Below are 17847 nucleotides of genomic sequence, written 5' to 3'. Positions count from 1 at the left end.
CCCTTCGCCTCGGCAACCGTCGTCATGCTCGGCATCCTTTCCGCAGAACGCCAACTCAACAGACGCAGAGACCGATGATCCCGGCTGTAGTACTAGGGGAGAGGTTGCGAAAGCTGGATTTGAAATGGGCGGGAAATTTGAGGATCGCGAATCAACTTTGTGGAGAATATCCAGACGATTTTCTTCTGCCGATTGACGTCAATTTTCAAATAGTTTAGGTGAGAAAGCCTGCCCGGTTCACGCCACGGCGGCCTTTTTACATTTCGGTGTTGATGCCACCCCATGACCCGCGCATTCGGGTATGCTATAAGGAACTTTTAGCGAGCCTCGGTGGGCGGAAGCGAACCTTCATGATTGCTTCGTCCTGCATGTGACTGCCGGATGTGGCGATTGGGCGCCCTTGCTATTCCGGGATTACCGCTCTCCTGATTGCGCCCACGCTTCTCCTTTGTCTTGCGCTTCCTGTTGAGCGTCTATGTCTTCGCCTTTGGCACCTCCTCCAGAGAAAAACTCAAAATCAATTTCTTTATCATCTTGCATGAATGCAAGCTTATACCTCGATTTCGGTGCAGTTTTATCTTGAGTGATGATGGCGCTGCGGTAACCGTCCGACGATGACCGCCTTGCGGGGAGTGGGCGAAGTGGGCTGAGTGAGGACGCCGCGGATGGCCGCGGCTTGGTCCTATGTCCAGCCCCATGGCTATGCTTATGACTTACTGTCGGGCGACTTGGCAAACTGGTCCATCCGCGTTTTCGGTGCAGCGGGCTGGCTGGAACGCTGCCGTTCATGCGGCCTCCAGAACCCGGTGACGCAGCAGGTCGAACTTGGCGCGGCCGCACATGGTTCGCTTGATAGTCTTCAAGCGGCTGATTTGTCCCTCCACCGGCCCGGTGCTCCACGGCAGCGACAGCGCCGTGCGGATAGCCGCGAGATCACGCACGAGCCCATCGGCGAACCCGGCCAGTGCAGTTTCCCTCGCCGCGGCCAACCATCCATCCAACCGGCCCGCCTGCTGACGACGCACCATGGTGCTGAACGCGCGCGCCAACTCGATGACCGTAGTGAGTCCCTCGGAACTGGCGAGCAAGGCATCGACGAACCGTTGCTCGGTGGCATCGATCGTCTCCGGATCGGCCACCACCAACCACGCTGCCCGACGTTTCGAGGGCATTTTCCACGGACCCATCAAGCCGACCGCGCCAATTGAGGTCGGGCTTGCATCGCGCAGGCGGTGTACCCAGCGCTGCACGGTGCGGAGTTGCCCGCGAAACCCACGCTCCTGGATCTCCTGCCACAGCCGGGCGGCGTTGTGGCAGCCCTCGCCCCAGCGCTGCCGGAGGTACACGGCGTGGAGATCGACCGCGCTGCCGCGATCCCGTTGCGACCAGACCGGAAGTTCGCCGGCACGCACCCACGCACGGACGGTCTTGCGATTGACGCCGAGTGTGCGGGCGATCCGCTTCATCGGCCAGCCTTGGCCGTGCAACGCCATCACCTCATCAAACCGGGCCTTCCGAACGCCGTGGCGATCCGCCGTTGGCAACTCGGCCGCTGGTGCCGGGAGCGGTGCGGTCGTCGGGGACGGCGCGGCGGCCGTGCTGATTTCCATAGCGGCTCCCGCGGCCGCTTTGCTTGCCATGCGCAGGTCATGATGATGGCGGTCGAGAACCCCGGCCAAAGCGTCCCCGAGATTGCGCAGAAGATGCCAGCGATCCGAGACTTGGACGGCGTTCGGAGCGCCGGCCCGGATGCCGTCGGCGTAAGCGCCGGCGCGGTCGCGGGCAACGACCTCCACCCCGGGATGGGCTTTCAACCACGCCGCCACCGTCCCCGCGTGGCGATCGGGCAGCAGGTCGATGGGGCGGTTGCGTTCCAGATCGACGATGATCGTGCCGTAGCGCTGACCGCGCCGCCAGGACCAGTCGTCGATACCGATGACGCGCGGCGTCGGCACCGCCGGCAGGGGAGCCGCCCGGATCAAGCGCAACAATGTGTCGCCACTGACCGGCATGGCTAAGCAAGCCGCCAAGCGGGCACCAGCTTCGCCGCCGGCGCTGAGGGCGATGCGCCGTTGCGCCTCCGAGAGCCGGACGGTCCGCCGAACCTTCGGCAAGGCGACGGCCGGCAGGCGTTCGGCGAAGATGCGGCGCGGACACTCGACAGCGGCGCAGCGGAACCGGCGAACCTGGAGGTCGAGTTGGCCGATCCGGCCCTGCCAAGGCAGGTCGCCGAGGCGGCGACTGTAACGACTGTGAACGCGGCGCGACGGACGCCGACACACCGGGCAGGCCGCCGCAGCGGCGCGAGCACGCACGGCCACAACAACGCGATCATGGGCGACGGTGACGTGATCAACGGCGAGACCGGGCGGGAGCAGGGACAGCAGCGATTTTGACAAGGAAATCAAAGCACTCAGGAAAGGGATGCCGTTCCCTCTATGTGCTCACTGCCGCCCGTCAGTGCACTCATGCTGCACCGGGAATGCGGATGGACCAGTTTGCCAAGACGCCCGACAGCTGCGAGGCGCGTCCGCACGTGGGGCAGATGCCGCCTGCGGCGGTCCCCCGGGCGAAGATGGAAACACGATCGGGGACGGCCGCGACCCGATCGACGACAAGGCCTGCGGGGAGCAGTGGCAGAAGTGATTTCAATGGCACGGTCACAGGCGAAGAGCGGCGATGAGCGATCCCTCCATGTGCTCATCCAGCCCGCCAACCGCACCCAGCTGCACCGAATTCGCGGAAGAGCCAGCATTCACCCGCCAATGACGCCATCTCAACCCATCGGGATTTCACCGGCAGCGTCAATGATTTCGCTCAAATGATTTGCCACCGGTGTCACTGTTGGGTCTACCCCGTCCGCTGGGGGCGCGTCGGAAGCCTCGTGCGGCGTCACGGTCGTCGCCCCCACTGTGGCGTAGGGCACAACGTTTGCGGAGCCGCTACAATCGGATTGGCGCCCGGACTCATAACGGGTATATCTTTCAGCAACCACCCCCGATGAGAGAAAAAGATATGTCGTATGCCTCTTCCGTTATCGAAGCGATCTTAAAAAATTCCCCTATTGCAGCATCGCCGGACGATTTGAACCACAAAGAGAATAACAGCGGTTATTACAGCACCTTCGAAGGTGAAGGTGCCAGGAAGGTTCAGTTTGTGATCGAGGATTTGCTATCCCTGATTGAAGCGGAATCCTTCAATCATGAGCGCGCCGTCGCGCTCAGCATTGGGGGGGCCGACGGTTCGGACGTGCTGTCACTGATTGAAAGACTGAAGCTAAAGGGCGGTGTCCTTCTGGAGTACGACACCGACGCGGCGCTCAAGGCGCATGCGAAGGCGTCAGGCGAAAATCTCCCGCTGGAAGTGGAAATCGGCGATGCCACGCAAAAGCTGGGTGCCGCGCTCGCCAGGGCCAAGTCGTTCGGCGACGTGGACACGCTGATCGTCCTATGTTTCGGCGTGCTGCACGAATTGCCGGAGCGCAGCCCCGGCTATAGCCACGATGCTCTCTTCGACACGCTCTTCGCGTCGTTTCCCAACGTTCTCGTCTATTGTGCGGAACCCTGCGCCCAACCCTCGCCACCCTTGGGGTGGCCGGAGGTCGTGGAAATCGCGTTGGACGACGTCCAGGCCGACCGCCTGGTCGGCGTCGCCGGCTTCATACGTGACCGCCTCTTCGGGATGGTGGCGGCTCCGCCGCAGGTGCGTGGCCCTTCCTTCGTACGGATGCACCGCGACTTGGCCGTGGAACTGTTGCACAAAGTTGTGCGGTTCGTAGGCGTCGCGCGCTTCCATTATGAAATGCAGGAGCGCCTGACCTCGTTCGAAGTCCAGAGCCTGGCCCGCCGCATCGCATCCCGCAACGAAGGCATCGAGCAGGAGGTCACCTACCGTACCTCAGGCGGCTTCCGGAAAGCCTATGGCGAATTCGGTGTGATCACCCGCAACGAGGACGGTGCCTTTCTGCCCGTGCCGTTCACCCATTGCCGTCTCGTGCTGCGCCGGTTCGCCCGCAACGAGAAGCCGGCACAGGACAAGGCGCCGAACCGTCCCGGGAACCTCCCGGACGCCCCCGCCCAGCCGCCGGGCGACCATACGTCCATCAGCGTCACCAACCACGGTGTCACCGTGAACTCCACCGTCAACACTCGCTGATCGTGCTGCGTCAAGCCCAAGGAGAGGTTTGGCTGTCGAAACTCCTTCTCCCCACGTGGGAGAAGGGGTCGCACCAGCGCATTAGCGGGTTTGCCGAACGGCTTCAGCGTTTTTTCGAACAGCAAAGCGGATCGACATCGGCTTTGAACGTGGCCGCTTCGAACGTGGACGGCACCAAGCGGAAACACACCTTCCTCGCGAGCGAATTCGATGGCATGTTCTCCTTTCCCTATTTCATAGAATCCTGACACTCGCAAGGAGATTTATCGCCTCGTTCCACATCAATCTTTATTGACTCGGAAAAGTTAATTTGCAAATTTTGGGATAGGAATTTTAATGATTAGATTCCTATTGCGCAGCGCGGTGCGGCGGGCATGCGGCCATGACAGATGCGGATGATCTTAAGAGCCGTTATTTCCAGCAAGACCGGAACGGAAGCGAAACCTCCGATCCGACCGTGTCCACCGCGGGAAAGGGTCGTCCGGCAAGGCGGATTCTCCGGGCAGCCAGCCTGGGCACGGCGGTCGTCGCGGCGACCGGCATCGTCGTCTGGGCTCTTTTCCCTTCCCCCGCGCGCCCGCCGAAGCCCGCCTGCGGCCCCGTGGCGTTCCAGGGATATAATCTGACGCCACAGGCGCTGGCCACGCTCAAACAATGCCGGGCCGAGCAGATCTTCGACCTGGCGCAGAAGCATCGGTCGGAGCAGCCCCAGCAGGCGCTCATCCTGTTCGAGCTTTCGGCACAGGCGAATCATGCCCCTGCGGCACGCGCGATCGCGGAAATGTACGATCCGGCCACGTGGTCACGGGACACAAGCCCTTTCCCCAAGCCAAACGAAGCGCTTGCCCTGCGATGGTACCGGACGGCGGAAACCCTCGGCGAAACCGGCGTGCGGGAGCGCATTGCCATTCTCGTGAAACCGTCAGGCCGATCGGACATGGTACGATGAGCAGATTGGGCACACCGGCCGATGCCGCGCGCACGCTTGCCCGCTTCGCCGCCCACCTGATCCTGGGTGGCGCGCTGATTGCGTCGTCCGGGCCGGCCCTTGCGCAAAAACGCACGCCTGAATTGATACCGGGCAAAAAGACCCTGTATCAGCGCGTCCTGACGCGGACCGGAGCGATGCTGCGCTCCAACCCGTCGCTTCAGGCGCCGCCGAGCCGCGGCCAGCTTGCGCCGATGTCGCCGTTCTACGTGTTCGGGCGGACGCTTGCGGACGGACGGGAGTGGCTGGAACTGGGATCATCCCAGATCAAGCCCGAGGGCTGGGTCGAGGCCGAGGAAACAATCAGCTGGAACCAGACGCTCACCGTCGCCATCCCCTCCTCGACCGAGCAGCGCCAGCGCGTGCTGTTCTTCCGCCGCGACGACGAGCTTGTTCGCCAGTTGAGCGCCCCCAACGCCGCGCGCGAAATGCGCGACCTGCTCGATCTGGCCGATCGCGGTCTTCTGCCCGATAACTCCCCGGTGCTTGCGTGGGAACCGCCTGAACCGCCCGGAGCCACAACCCAATTCTACGTCCAGCCGATCCTAGGCGTGCGCGACGTCACCATCGGTCTCCGGGACTCCGTCCGGATTCTGCACATCGCCAGCGAAACGGCCGTTGCCGGGCAAACCGTCCTGCGCCCCGACGGCCCGAGCCAGAGGGACGCCTACAAGCCGGCCGATCTGAAAAATCTGGAGGCGTACCGTGCCGGCGTGGTGTTCGTGATCGACACCACGGTTTCCATGCAGCCCTACATCGACCGCGTCCACGAAACCATGCGGTTGGTCTATCGGCAATTGAGCGCATCCCGATATGGCCAGAACATCGGGTTCGGCGTCGTGGCATTCCGCTCTGACATAAACAAGACGCCCGCGCTCGGCTACAACGCGCAGATCATGGCGCCGCTGCGCACCGCGGGCGAGGCGCAGATCTTCCTGCGAGAACTCGATAAGGTTCAGGCCACCACGGTGTCGAGCGACTCGTTCGACGAAGACTCCTTCGCCGGACTCAAGATGGCCATCAAGGACATCAACTGGACCGGCTATCACGGGCGCTTCGTCGTCCTGATCACCGACGCGGGATCGAAGGAAGGCAAGGCCTCGGCCGCCGATGCCCACGCGAGCGACATCCGGGGTCTCGCGAACACCAGCATAAACAACCCCATCGCCATTCTGGCCCTGCATCTTCTGACCGATGCCGGCGCGCGCGCCAACAACCACACGCATGCGCATGCCCAGTACGTCGAAGTGACCAAAACCGACAAGGATGGCGTGAACGGCTATTTCCCGGTGTTCGGCGGCACGATCGAGGCGTTCCGCGACCTCCCGGAAACGATTGCCGGCGAAATCATCCGGCAGATCGAGAAAGCCAACAGTCGCCAAGTGGCGGAAGCCGAACCTGTCCAGACGGCCCAACCCTCCGGCGGCACCGTCACGGCGCTGCGCTCACGCCTCGCCGCCCTCGGCCGGACCATGCAGCTCCGTTATCTCGGTCAGGCGAGCGGCCGGCAGGCGCCGCGCATGCTCGACGCCTGGATGGCCGACCGCGACATCGGCCAGAAGCGGCCGAACGCGCTCGAGATCAAGGTCCTGATCTCCAAGAGGCAGCTCAGCCAGATCGCCCTGGCCCTGGAGGAGGTGATCAGGAAGGGAGAGGAAACCCGCGGCCGGTCGCGCGACTTCTTCAACCAGCTCCGGATGGTGTCCGCCCTGGTCAGCCATGGCCAGCAGGACCCTGATGGCTCGAAGATCGAACGTCTGATCGAGTTCGGCGGGCTGAACGAGTTGCTGGACGGCCTGCCCTATCGCAGCCAGCTCATGGAGATGACCGAACAGCATTGGATTTCGATGCCGCCCGGCGAGCAGAGAATGCTGCTCGACGCGCTGGAAACCCGGATCAAGCTGTATCGCGACTACAACAACGATCCCAAGCGGTGGACTGACCTCGAAGGATCCGACGACCGCAACAATGACGTCATGCAGATTCCGCTGGATCAGCTGCCATGACCGCGGCGGGCGTGCTCTATGATCTGCGCGACGTGCGCAAGGCGAGAGGCGGCGCGCGTGGACGGTTCCGTCTCGACATCCCCGAACTGACCGTCCTGCGCGGCGAAGTGGTCATCGTGCGCGGGCCCAGCGGTTGCGGCAAGTCGACGCTGCTGGACCTGCTGGCCATGACCCTGCGGCCGGACGATGCCGAGCGATTCACGTTCGATCCCGGCCAAGGGCCGGTGTCGATCCACGCGTCGTGGCGCCACAACCAAGACGGCCTGTCGTCGCTGCGCGGCGCGTTCGTCGGCTACATCGTGCAAACCGGCGGACTGCTTCCCTACCTGTCGGCGCGCGAGAATATCGAGCTGCCGGCACGCCTGGCCGGGCGGTACGATCCGCAACGGGTCCGCGCCCTTGCCGAACATCTGGACATCGCGCACCTGCTGGCGCGATCACCGGGCAGCCTGTCCGTTGGGGAACGGCAGCGGGTGGCGATCGCGCGGGCGCTGGCGCATGACCCAGGGGTGGTCATCGCGGACGAACCGACGGCGGCGCTCGATCCCGTCAACGCCGAGGTCACCTTCCGGCTTCTGCTGGAACTGGTCACCGGAATCGGAACGACGGCGATCGTCGCCACCCACGATCCGAACCGGGGGGCCGGCTCCGGCTTCGCCCTGATCGAACCCGTGCTGGAGCGCAGCGGCGACGACATCCGCGCGGTTTTCAGCCGCGGAGGGCTGTCATGAAGGCTCTCCGTCACATCCCACGCCTGGCGTTGCGCGATTTCGCCCACGAGGCGGCGATCTCCGCCTGCATCGTGGGGGCGCTGGCCGCCGTCCTGGCGCCCCTCCTCGTCCTTTTCGGCCTCAAGTACGGGGTGATCGACACGATCGCCCGGCGGCTCGTCGAGGATCCGCACAACCGCGAACTGATCCTCGTCGGAAGCGGGATGTTCACGGCGCATTGGATCGAGTCCCTGCGCGACCGTCCGGATGTCTCCTTCGCGATGGCGGAGACCCGGCGGCTGTCGGCCAGCTTCAACCGGCTCGAAAACCCCGCCACCGGGGCGCAGGCGTCCGCCGTCGGCATGGTTCCCAGCGGTCCCGGCGAGCCGCTGATACCATCGGGGTCGGTGCCGGCATCGGACCTGGAACTGACGCTGTCCTCCAGGACGGCGCAACGCCTAGGTGTCGGTGCCGGGGACATGGTGCGTGCCGTGATCGAACGGCTGAACAACGGCGGCGCGGAAGCGGTCGAATGGAATGGACGTGTCCGGGCGGTGGTACCGGAGGCGGCGCTGGGCGGCGACTCCGCCTTCGTGACGCTGCCGCTCCTGGTCGCGATCGAGGATTTCCGCGACGGCATGGCGGTCGAGCGGTTCGGCTGGCCGGGGGTGCCGCGTGGAACCGGCGAGCGTGTATTCCCGCGCTTCCGGTTGTATGCGCGGTCGATCTACGACGTCGCGGCGTTGCGCGATTCCCTTTTTTCCCAGGAGGTGGAACTCCGCTCGCGCGCCGAGGAGGTGGAGGTCATGCAGGCGCTCGACGCCAACCTCACGCGCGTCTTCTGGACGGTGGCCGTCCTCGGTTCGGCGGGATTTGCCGCAGCCCTCGCCGCCAGCCTAGTGGCCGGGGTGGAGCGCAAGCGACGCGACCTCAGCGTCCTGCGCCTGATCGGCTTTCCCGGCAGGGCCATCGTCGCCTTCCCTCTGTGCCAGGCGCTCCTGATCGGCATGGCCGGCAGCCTGCTCGCGGGGGTCGCCTATGCCGGCGTCGCGATGGGATTGAACAGCTATTTCGCCGCGTCGCTGCAGATGGGGGAATTCGTCTGCCGGTTGTTGCCGGAACACTTCGTGACGGCCACGGCGGTCACCCTGGCCTGCGCGTTGGCCGCGGCCAGCTGGGCCGGGATCCGGGCCGCGCGGATCCAACCGGCCGAGGGGTTGCGTGATGTCTGAGCGAAGCCGCGGCGCCATCCGCAACAGCCTCGCCGCGCTGGCCTCCACCGCATTGCTGCTGGCGGCCGGAGCCTTGCGGGCCGAACCCTCCCCCTGGCAGGAGGATGCGTACAACCCGGTCAAGATGGAGGACGACCTCGTCCTTCCGCTGCCGTGCGGAGGCGCCATGGCATTCCGTCCGGTCGCGGTGATCGGCGGCCGCCCCTTCGACGACCAGCCGGTTTCCCTGGGCAGCGCCGACGAAACGATCGGCTATCTGGGCGGACCGCGGGTCGACCATGTGGGCGCGCCGTTCCCCGATCCGAAAAACCCGGAACGCCGCCTGTACTACATAGGAAAGTACGAAGTCAGCGCCGCCCAGTTGGCCGCCCTAGGACCGACCTGCCCAACGATCGACCCGGCAAGTCTGCTGCCGGCCACCAACATTTCCTGGTTCGATACGGTTACTGCCGCCAACCGCTACAGTGAATGGCTCGCCGGCACCGCGCGCGCGGCGCTGCCGACCGCCGAGGGCACTCCGGCGTTCGTCCGGCTGCCGACCGAAGCCGAGTGGGAATATGCCGCGCGGGGCGGCTTGGCGGTCGACCAAGCGGCCTTCGCCGGCGTCCGTTTCCGCATGCCCGCCGACAACGGCGCCGAGGGGGGCTCGCTGTCCGACTACGTCTGGCACCAGGGAAGCGGGTCGGCGAACGGCACGCTGCATCCCATCGGCAGCCTGAAGCCGAACCCGCTGGGCATCTTCGACATTCTGGGCAACGCGGCCGAGATGATGCTCGAACCGTTCCGGCTGAACCGCAGAGGCCGGGAGCATGGGCAGGCGGGCGGCATCGTCGTGCGCGGCGGCGATTTCACGATGCCCGCCGAGCAGCAGCGGATCGCCTGGCGGCAGGAGCTTCCCGCCTACGACCCGGAAACCGGCGCCGCCACGCGCGGGCCACGCTATGGGTTCCGTCTGATGCTGTCCGCCCCGACGGTCGCCACGGTCTGGCCCCTGGAACGCGTGGACGAGTTGACGAAAGCGTGGCAGCAGCTTCCAGCCGACGACGACGGCGACCAGGCGGACAAACGCGAAAAGCGGGCCATGGACGACATCGCGCTTGCCGCCTTGACCACGGAAAGCGCCGCGCTGCGCGACCGCTTGCGCGAGGCCTTGGTCGAGATGGAGAACGGCCGCGCCGAACGCAACGACGCACGGGATCGGCTGGTGCGTTCCCTCATCCGCAACGGCGCCATTTCGGCCGAGCGGGTGCAGATCGAAGACCTGCGCACGCGCACGCAGGAATTCGCCCTTGATAAGGCGCGGGCGCTGCACAAGCAGGCGCGGGACAACTTCGCCGCCGTCGAGCAGTCCGGCACCCCGGCGCAGATCGAGGAGGCCAGATCGGAACTGGCGACAATCGTGCGGCAGTTCGAGGCACGTTCCGGCGCCGCCAAGGCTGCACGCGCCGAACTGGACGTCGCTCTGGTCCGCTACGGCGACGTGGTGATCGAACTCTCCAAGGAATATGGGATCGACCTGCTGCGCCAGCAGGGCAACCTGCTCAAGGCCGAGTTGCAGGTGCGCGGGCACACCGAACTGATCGCCGGCGTCGATCTTCTGGTGCACCACGCCGAGGACTTTCAACGCACCGGTCCGCGCAAACCCGATGACTGGCGCAACGACATCGTCAACTCGCTCTCGTCACGTCGCTGACACAGGAGACATCCGCCATGCTCCACGCGTTACGAACGACTCTTCGCTTCGGTTTGCCTTTGGTTGCCCTCGTCCTTTTGCCGGGCTGCAACACCACGGGCAACCCCTTCGTCCCCAACCCTGGCGGCAGCAGCGCCTTCCCGGTGATGGCCCCCCCTGCCAAGCAGACGGCCACCATCGATCCGGCCCGGCTGTCCACCGCGCAGCGCGAGATGCGCGAACGCAACGAGCGGCTCCGCGAAACAGTGATGGAAGGCGTGCTGATCGGCGCCGCGGCCGGCGCCGCCATTGGCGCGATCGCCACCCGCTCGGCGGACGGCGCGATCATCGGTGGGCTTATCGGGTCGGGGGTGGGCTATGTCGCCGGAAGCGTGCTGGCGGAAACGCAAGGCGAGGCGGGAGAGCGGCTCGACACCATCGAAGGCCTGACAAAGGCAATGAAGGAGAAGAACGAGAAGACCGAAACGGCAATCGCCGGAATTCAAACGGTCATCGACGAAGACAAAAAGAAGCTTGCGTTGCTGAATCGCCAATTGAAGGCCAAGGCGATCGACAAGGCGAAGTACGAGCAAGAGCTGGCGATCATTCAAGCCGACCAGAACGACATCCGGCAAACCAGGGAATCCCTGAAGAAGCAGGTCGAGACCTATGAAACCTCGCTGGCCGACCAACGCAAGAAGAATGCTTCCTCCGTCACCAAGGACGCGGAGAAGAGCCTGGCCGACCTGAAGAAGAACAGCGAACGCATGCGGGTCATGTCCGAGGTCGCCGACCGGCTCATGCCCACTCCGCGCGTGTAACGGGGGGTGGCCGCATGTCCATCGACACCCTCATGCGGTGCAGCGCCGCCGGCATTCTTGCGCTGCTGCTGGCAGGATGCGTGACCACCGACGATCCGCGCAAGGGCGGCTTCCTGAGCGCCGTCCAGAATTCCGTTCTGACGGACGGCTACAAGCAGCGGGAAGCGCGCGAGCAGGCGGTGCTCGACCGGGAAACCGATCGGCAGTCTGCTCTTGAGCAGCGGGCGGCGGCCATGCGGCGCCAGCGCAGCGAGTTGAACCAGGAGATTACCACGCTGCAGCGGCAGACCGGCCCGCTTGACGGACAACTGCAGTCCTTGCGCGCGCAGCTGGCGACCTCGCGCGATACGGTCAAGCGCGAAAAGGTCGAGCTTGCGATCCAGCGTCTCCAAACCGTCAAGACATCGCTGAAGTCCACCGATTGGCAACAGCAGTCGATCCCCGAGGCGAGCAGCCGGTTGAAGGAAATCAAAGCGATGATGCAGGACGTCACTGATATTGCGGAGGCCGCGCGTTGATGGGCAAGTCGGCGAACGATGAAGTTCTCGGCACGGGCATTCCCCTGGGAATGCTGGTGCGTTCGACGGATGAAGGTCCGGATGACAATCGGACCGAAAGCGTAGTCTTCGACCACGGCCGAAAAGAGGTGTTGCCCAAGCAGCCCTGGCTCTCAATCGGCCGATCCGTCAAGACCTACCGGGTGCAGACCGGCGTATGGACAGCCGACCGGGTGGTCCGCTGCCCGCTGCGGGTCATGCGGGTTCCGAACACGGAGCCGGTCATGCTGTACGCCGCGTATGCCCTCAACTGCCCCCCGGGCAAGCAGGATAAGGTGGTGACGGCGCTGTTGGGAGACGCCGGACCCTCCGGCGACCTCATCGCTACGTGGGAGCGCCGCTTCTTTCGCTACATCGAGGAGTTCGCGGAAGGCCAGGCGCGGACCGGCCGCGACCTGGTGCTCGATTTCTTCGATCGCCGGGACGAGATCATCCAGCATCTGGTAGCGCGTGTCGCAGGCGAGACCGGGCTGACCATGCGCCTTCACCTGCAGCTCGACGGCGAGACCGACCTGAAGAAGCTGTCGGAGGTCACGATCGCGGGCGTCTCCTTCAACATCCGCCCGAAAGGGCTTGAAGGCGACCTTCGGGCGGTGATCGGCGGTCCGCTGCGCGTCAGCGAACAACACCGGGGGAAGGCGTTGATCCGCCTGCTCGCCGCCAAGGAGGGCGAGGCGGGCCTGCGGGCGGACGTGGCGCGTGACATCAAGGACGTGCTGCAGAATTTCGTGTCCGCCGAATTGACGATCGCCGACTTCGCGTCGGCGGCGCTGACCGGCACGCGGCAGCGCCTGCTCGGACGCCTCAACGAGGCATTGCGCGACCGGCAAGGGCGCGTGTTCGACCACATCGACTTCGAACTGCCGCATCCCGGCGGCAATCCGCCGGAACTCGTCCAATTCGAACTGTCGACCGTGATCAGGCCAAAGGATTCCCAGGCCACCCTGCCGATCATCAGCAACCTCTCGATGCAGCTTGAAAACCCGGGGCGTTTCCAGGCGGCGGCGCAACGCAACGCGGCCGTCGCGAACCCGAAGGAATGGCTGGAGGCGCATGTCGGGCAGATCGTCACAGGCGCACTGTTCAACAGCACCTACGCCGAGCTGATCCTCAGTCTCGACAATGAGCGTATCCGTTCCCCGCTGGCCGAGAAGGCGATGGAGATCGGCTATTCGGTCAAGCATTACTCGGCCATTCCGGAACAGCCAATCCTGAAGTTGAAGCGGGAAGGCGTCCGGTTGGTCACCGGCCAGGAAGACTTCGCCACACGCGACACCCGGGTCAACGTCGCCCTCGATGTGGCGGTGTCCGCCGAGATGCCGGCGTCCCTGATCGACATCGAACGGTTCATCCGCCCCGAGGTGGACCTGATCGAGGAGATGCGCCACACCGTCACGGAGTCCGTTCGCAAGGTGCTGCACGGCATCACGCCGGAGGAATTCTACACCCAGTTCTCCAGCGTCGATGAGCTTCCGCCGGCGCCGAAGGGTCCCGTCGACCTCCTGGGCGCGGGAAGCAGCCCACCACGCCAGCGACTGAAGGTTCCGGTCGAGGAGCAGATCCGCACCGCGGTCGAAGCGAGCCTGAAGCAGATATTCTGCCTGCGGGCCATCCATGTCGTGCCCAAGATGGCGGATACGGTCCTCACCCGCCGCTATCGACACCTGTGCAGCGGCATCCATACGCTCGATCCGTTTCCGGTCGGATCGCTGACCAACGGCGGCCGCTCGTCGCCGGTCACGTTCCTGATCTCGTTCAAGGTCAGCGGCATGGCGCCCGACGGCTGGACCGTGTTCCAGTCCAACAGCTTCGATCCCTACCAGTCCGAAGCGGAAATCAACGCCATCAAGTCCGAACTGGCGAAGAGCCTGCACAGCTCGCTTTCCCTTCTTCCGCCGGAACTGCTCGAATACCGGACCGAACGGGAATGGAGCCAGGTGCACGAGGTTGCCCGCATCGCCCAGAAGGCGATCGAACAGGCCTTCGGCTTGTCCATCACCTTCGTCAGCTTCTCGCGTGCGCTTTCGGCCGACGAGTCTTACGAACGCGCGCGACGCGAGGGCGCGCTTGAGAACGCTCTCGGCGAACTCACGACGGCGCTCGCGGACGCCAAACTCAACCGTGCGGCCGACACCGAGGATCTCGAGACCATGCGCGCGCTTCTCAACCAGCGCCTCAAGGAGGGCATGCCACCCGACGACGCGGAGATCGCCGCCTACATGAAAGTCATCCGCGAGCGCAGGCAGGCCACAAGCAGGGTTCTGGCTTACGAGGCGCCGCAACGGTCCACCGACCCGTCGGCGACGGACGTCGATATCCTGCGCCACGTCTCCTCCGTCATGGACCCGGGAAACCGCGTGCTGGAACTCGCGAAGGAGCGCAAGGCGAGGACCGGCGAGGAAGCCAAGACCGGTGGCACGACCGCCAATGATGCGGAGGCCGAGCCCGGCAACCCCACACCCAATTAACGGGGCCACACGCGATTCTCCATCCACGAACGCCAGGACCATGCGAGGCCGATCATGCCGCAGAACGATGATACATTGGTTTCGGAAGCCATCGCCCTTTCCTTGTTCGCCGCCGGGTTGCCCGGTGTGGCGGAGCGGAACACCAGATTCGCCAACCTGCGCGACGCCCTCGCCCGTATCGCTACGCAGAATCCAAAGTCCGCCGCCGAAATCCAATTTCTGGTCGACGCGTTCAGACCATCGCCGCAAAGCCTGGCCGCGCTCAGGGACTTCATCGACCGGATCGGCGCGCAAGCAGACGGCACGCTCATCGACATGGCGCACCACCTGTTGAACGCCGCTCCGGCAGCGGGTCCGGCGGCAACCGGCGCAACGGCGATAGAGATCGAAAACCGGGCCGATACCAGCGGCGTCAGCTCGGAGGTGAACGTGATCAAAGGTGGCACGGTGGACCAGCGCAAGTCAATCACGGGAAAAGTTTTCAACATGAATGTAGGGGGCGAGAAAGTTCAGGTGAACAACGGAGACACGATCACGAATAATTTTACGTTCTAAGCTTTCTCAGCAGCGGCGATGGCGAATAGGGACGACCAATGGACGCGACGAACCAAGAGCAGTTGGAAAAAGGTAAGCCGCTAAAGATGGACGACACGATGACGCCCCAGTCGCCCAAGCCGGAGGTGGCGCAAACTCCAGGCGAGCAGCCCAAGCCGGAGGTGGCGCAAACTCCAGGCGAGCAGCCCGAGCCGGAGGTGGCGCAAACTCCAGGCGAGCAGCCCAAGCCGGAGGTGGCGCAAACTCCAGGCGAGCAGTCCAAGCCGGAGGTGGTGCAAACTCCAGGCGAGCAGCCCAAGCCGGAGGTGGTGCAAACTCCAGGCGAGCAGCCCAAGCCGGAGGTGGTGCAAACTCCAGGCGAGCAGCCCAAGCCGGGAGAGCTGAAGAAAACCATCAATATCGGCAATCAAGCGGAAAATATTTTCAACAATATTATCTTCCATACGGGCACCAGCAACGACATACCGTTGCAGGACCGCACCGACGACATCCCCGACGATCTGGGTACCGGGCCACAGCCGCCGGCGGCGGATGTCGATGCCCACGTCGCCCGCATGCTTTCCGAGCGCGTGGTGGTGATTACGGCGGCGGAAGACTCCAATCTTCTCGGTGCTGCGCGAGCCCTGTTTGGGCACCCGTCGCTGGCTGACCGACAACCGCGCTTCGTCCGCAGGATCAGCAACGCTCCACTCGACCAGCAGTTCATGCTCGACGACCTGGTAAAGCTGCCGGTCGCGAACGGCAAGCCGGCGGTCGTTCTGGTCATGGCCGCGGACAACGAGCCGGTGGGCTTGATCCCCCGCACCGTGATTGCCGTTGCCGACCTGCGCAACCGGCTCAAAGCAAAGGACATCATCGTCATCCTGGCCTGTACGGACCTGACCGGCCTTCCCAAGCCTCTGTTGATTCCCCGGTGGAACCTGACCCCGCAGGCCGGCGTCCGCACGAGCACGACGGAAATGCCCACCGCTCTGGTGGAAACCGCGGTCGGCGACGACGGGTCCGGCGATTCGCTGCTGCGCCTCACCGCGCTTTACGTTGCGACCCGCTTCGATCGGCTGCCGATCGGAGACTTCGAAAAGGTCATGCTGCTTCTCTTGGACGGGAAGACGATCGAACGCGAGCAGCCGGCCCAGGACAAGCCGAACTTTGGAACACGCGCCACGTCCCGCTCCCGGACCCTGCTGGCCATCGAGGTCTGGCGGGAGCAGGGTGATACCATCCTCACTCGGCTGGGCGTGACTGTCCGCACCGATCATGACGGCCGGAAGTCCATGGGCTTCACCCATGCCTCGGCACGCCTGGAAGCCGAGCACTATCTGGAGCGCTCGCAGGCCCTGTTCTGCAACCGCCAGTTCGACACGCTGATGGCGGCGGACGTGATCCTGGGTTCGGGCACATCCGACGCCGTGGCGGATCGCGCCTTGTCGCTGCTCGCGGACATGCTGCGCTCGGATCCGGAGCGCGGTTCAGATGCGGTGAACGAGTTGATCGACGAGATCGTCCGTGCCCTGCCAGGGGTGCCCGGTTACGCAACGAAGGGAACCGGTGGCGCAGGCCATCACTCGGTGCGGGATGTCGGCAGCAACCTGAGCGAGGCGCTGAAGCGGTTGTTCGGACGCCGAACCAAGACGGACCGGCAGAACCGCCTGCTCGAACGCACCGCCAAACTGTTCGTTGCGCTGGAGGCGGACCCGGCGCTCCAGGCGATGGCGTGGAAGTTTCTGGATGGCGTGTCGGCCCAGGTGCACCGCGATTTTTTCTGCGAATTTCTGCTCGTCATCGCCGAAGACCGGCGCTACCAGCCCTCCGACCTGTTCTGGAGACGCCTACGCGGGTGGATCGACAGGGCGGAGCCGGAACTGGAGCAAGACCGATACTATCAGTTCATCACCCGATATCTTGCCCGAAGTGAAGGAGCACTGTTCGAAGTTCTAGGACACCTTGTTCACTGGCTGCCGAAAAAGGGTGAAGAGGCGTCCACACAATCGAGCAAGGCGGCGCTTTCCATCGTGCGCGACTACCTCCTCTACAACCTCCAAGGCGTGGTCGGCGATCCGGGCCGGGGCGCATCGAGGCCACCCCTGCTGGCGGCCATCGCCGACGACACGGAGGACTCCGGTCGCTTCCGCACGGATCTGGTGCGCTGGTTCTTCCATTCCGCTTGGGGGAACTCCGACCTGCCATTGTTCATCTTCGATTCCATGCCGGATCCGGAGGTGATGAGGGAACTCAACCGCAACGCGATGGCGCTGATGTTTCTCTCCTGCGTCGTCCAGCTGCTGATCGCATCCGGGAACCCCGCCCCCGCTTCCGCCTCTGCACGGCTCGCCCACGCGCTGCTGAAGACCGCCTATGACGAGCTTGGCCGGGAAAACCACCTTTGGCTCCGTTCGATGATGGCCGATTACCGCAACACCATCCTGGCGCTCCGCATCCAGGCCAACCCGAAACAACGCGCCGTGATCGATACAACGCGCCAAGCGCTGGCGGAGGTCGTGCAAATCTGGAATTCCTTCCGGCAGGTCGTCGCGTCGTCCGAAGAGGAAGACAGCGCGCCGCTGTGGTTCTCCTGAACCGCTGCGGCCATCTCTCCGACGGCTGGCGCCGGAGGCACCAGCCGTTGCGTATCCGGCAAGCCGCGTCTCTTTCCAGCGCGCGGCGCGAAGAGGCGTGTCGCTAC

Annotated in this window: 12 protein-coding genes; 11 read left to right on the top strand and 1 reads right to left on the bottom strand. The window is 64.6% G+C overall.

From position 1 onward, the window contains the following. Positions 1–785: 785 nt before the first annotated feature. Positions 786–2408: an ISL3 family transposase gene (locus J2851_RS25075; protein WP_209769678.1), complete on the bottom strand. Its 1623-nt coding sequence runs from the start codon at positions 2406–2408 to the stop codon at positions 786–788. 607 nt (positions 2409–3015) lie between these two features. On the opposite strand from J2851_RS25075, the gene J2851_RS25070 reads away from it, so the two are divergent. From J2851_RS25070 to J2851_RS25020, 11 genes are all read left to right on the top strand, one after another. Continuing rightward, positions 3016–4155, top strand: a complete 1140-nt coding sequence (locus J2851_RS25070) for a hypothetical protein (protein WP_209769676.1) — start codon at positions 3016–3018, stop codon at positions 4153–4155. A gap of 382 nt (positions 4156–4537) precedes the next feature. Continuing rightward, positions 4538–5104, top strand: a complete 567-nt coding sequence (locus J2851_RS25065; protein ID WP_209769675.1) for a hypothetical protein — start codon at positions 4538–4540, stop codon at positions 5102–5104. A 5-nt stretch (positions 5105–5109) separates the two neighbouring features. After that, positions 5110–7149 (top strand): vWA domain-containing protein, encoded by a 2040-nt coding sequence (locus J2851_RS25060; RefSeq protein ID WP_209769674.1) that lies wholly within the window; start codon positions 5110–5112, stop codon positions 7147–7149. After that, on the top strand, positions 7146–7880 hold the full coding sequence (locus tag J2851_RS25055; RefSeq protein ID WP_209769673.1) for an ABC transporter ATP-binding protein: 735 nt from the start codon (positions 7146–7148) through the stop codon (positions 7878–7880). Before J2851_RS25060 ends, J2851_RS25055 begins: the two co-directional genes overlap by 4 nt. Beyond that, positions 7877–9091: an FtsX-like permease family protein gene (locus tag J2851_RS25050; RefSeq protein WP_209769672.1), complete on the top strand. Its 1215-nt coding sequence runs from the start codon at positions 7877–7879 to the stop codon at positions 9089–9091. The genes J2851_RS25055 and J2851_RS25050 overlap by 4 nt, the downstream gene beginning before the upstream one ends. Further along, on the top strand, positions 9084–10784 hold the full coding sequence (locus J2851_RS25045) for a formylglycine-generating enzyme family protein (RefSeq protein WP_209769671.1): 1701 nt from the start codon (positions 9084–9086) through the stop codon (positions 10782–10784). The genes J2851_RS25050 and J2851_RS25045 overlap by 8 nt, the downstream gene beginning before the upstream one ends. Before the next feature lie 17 nt (positions 10785–10801). Next, a complete protein-coding gene (locus tag J2851_RS25040; RefSeq protein WP_209769670.1) occupies positions 10802–11584 on the top strand; it encodes a glycine zipper domain-containing protein in 783 nt (260 codons plus the stop codon). Positions 11585–11598: 14 nt separating this feature from the next. Further along, positions 11599–12102, top strand: a complete 504-nt coding sequence (locus J2851_RS25035; RefSeq protein WP_209769668.1) for a hypothetical protein — start codon at positions 11599–11601, stop codon at positions 12100–12102. Further along, positions 12102–14609 (top strand): hypothetical protein, encoded by a 2508-nt coding sequence (locus J2851_RS25030; RefSeq protein WP_209769667.1) that lies wholly within the window; start codon positions 12102–12104, stop codon positions 14607–14609. The genes J2851_RS25035 and J2851_RS25030 overlap by 1 nt, the downstream gene beginning before the upstream one ends. 54 nt (positions 14610–14663) lie before the next feature. Further along, positions 14664–15164 (top strand): hypothetical protein, encoded by a 501-nt coding sequence (locus J2851_RS25025; RefSeq protein WP_209769666.1) that lies wholly within the window; start codon positions 14664–14666, stop codon positions 15162–15164. Positions 15165–15202: 38 nt separating this feature from the next. After that, positions 15203–17740 carry a hypothetical protein gene (locus tag J2851_RS25020; RefSeq protein WP_209769665.1) on the top strand — a complete coding sequence of 846 codons (2538 nt, stop codon included), beginning with the start codon at positions 15203–15205 and terminating at the stop codon, positions 17738–17740. The last annotated feature ends 107 nt before the right edge of the window (positions 17741–17847 follow it).

The organism is Azospirillum rugosum, assembly GCF_017876155.1.
GTDB classification, from domain to species: domain Bacteria; phylum Pseudomonadota; class Alphaproteobacteria; order Azospirillales; family Azospirillaceae; genus Azospirillum; species Azospirillum rugosum.
This window is presented reverse-complemented; position numbering and strand designations above follow the sequence as displayed.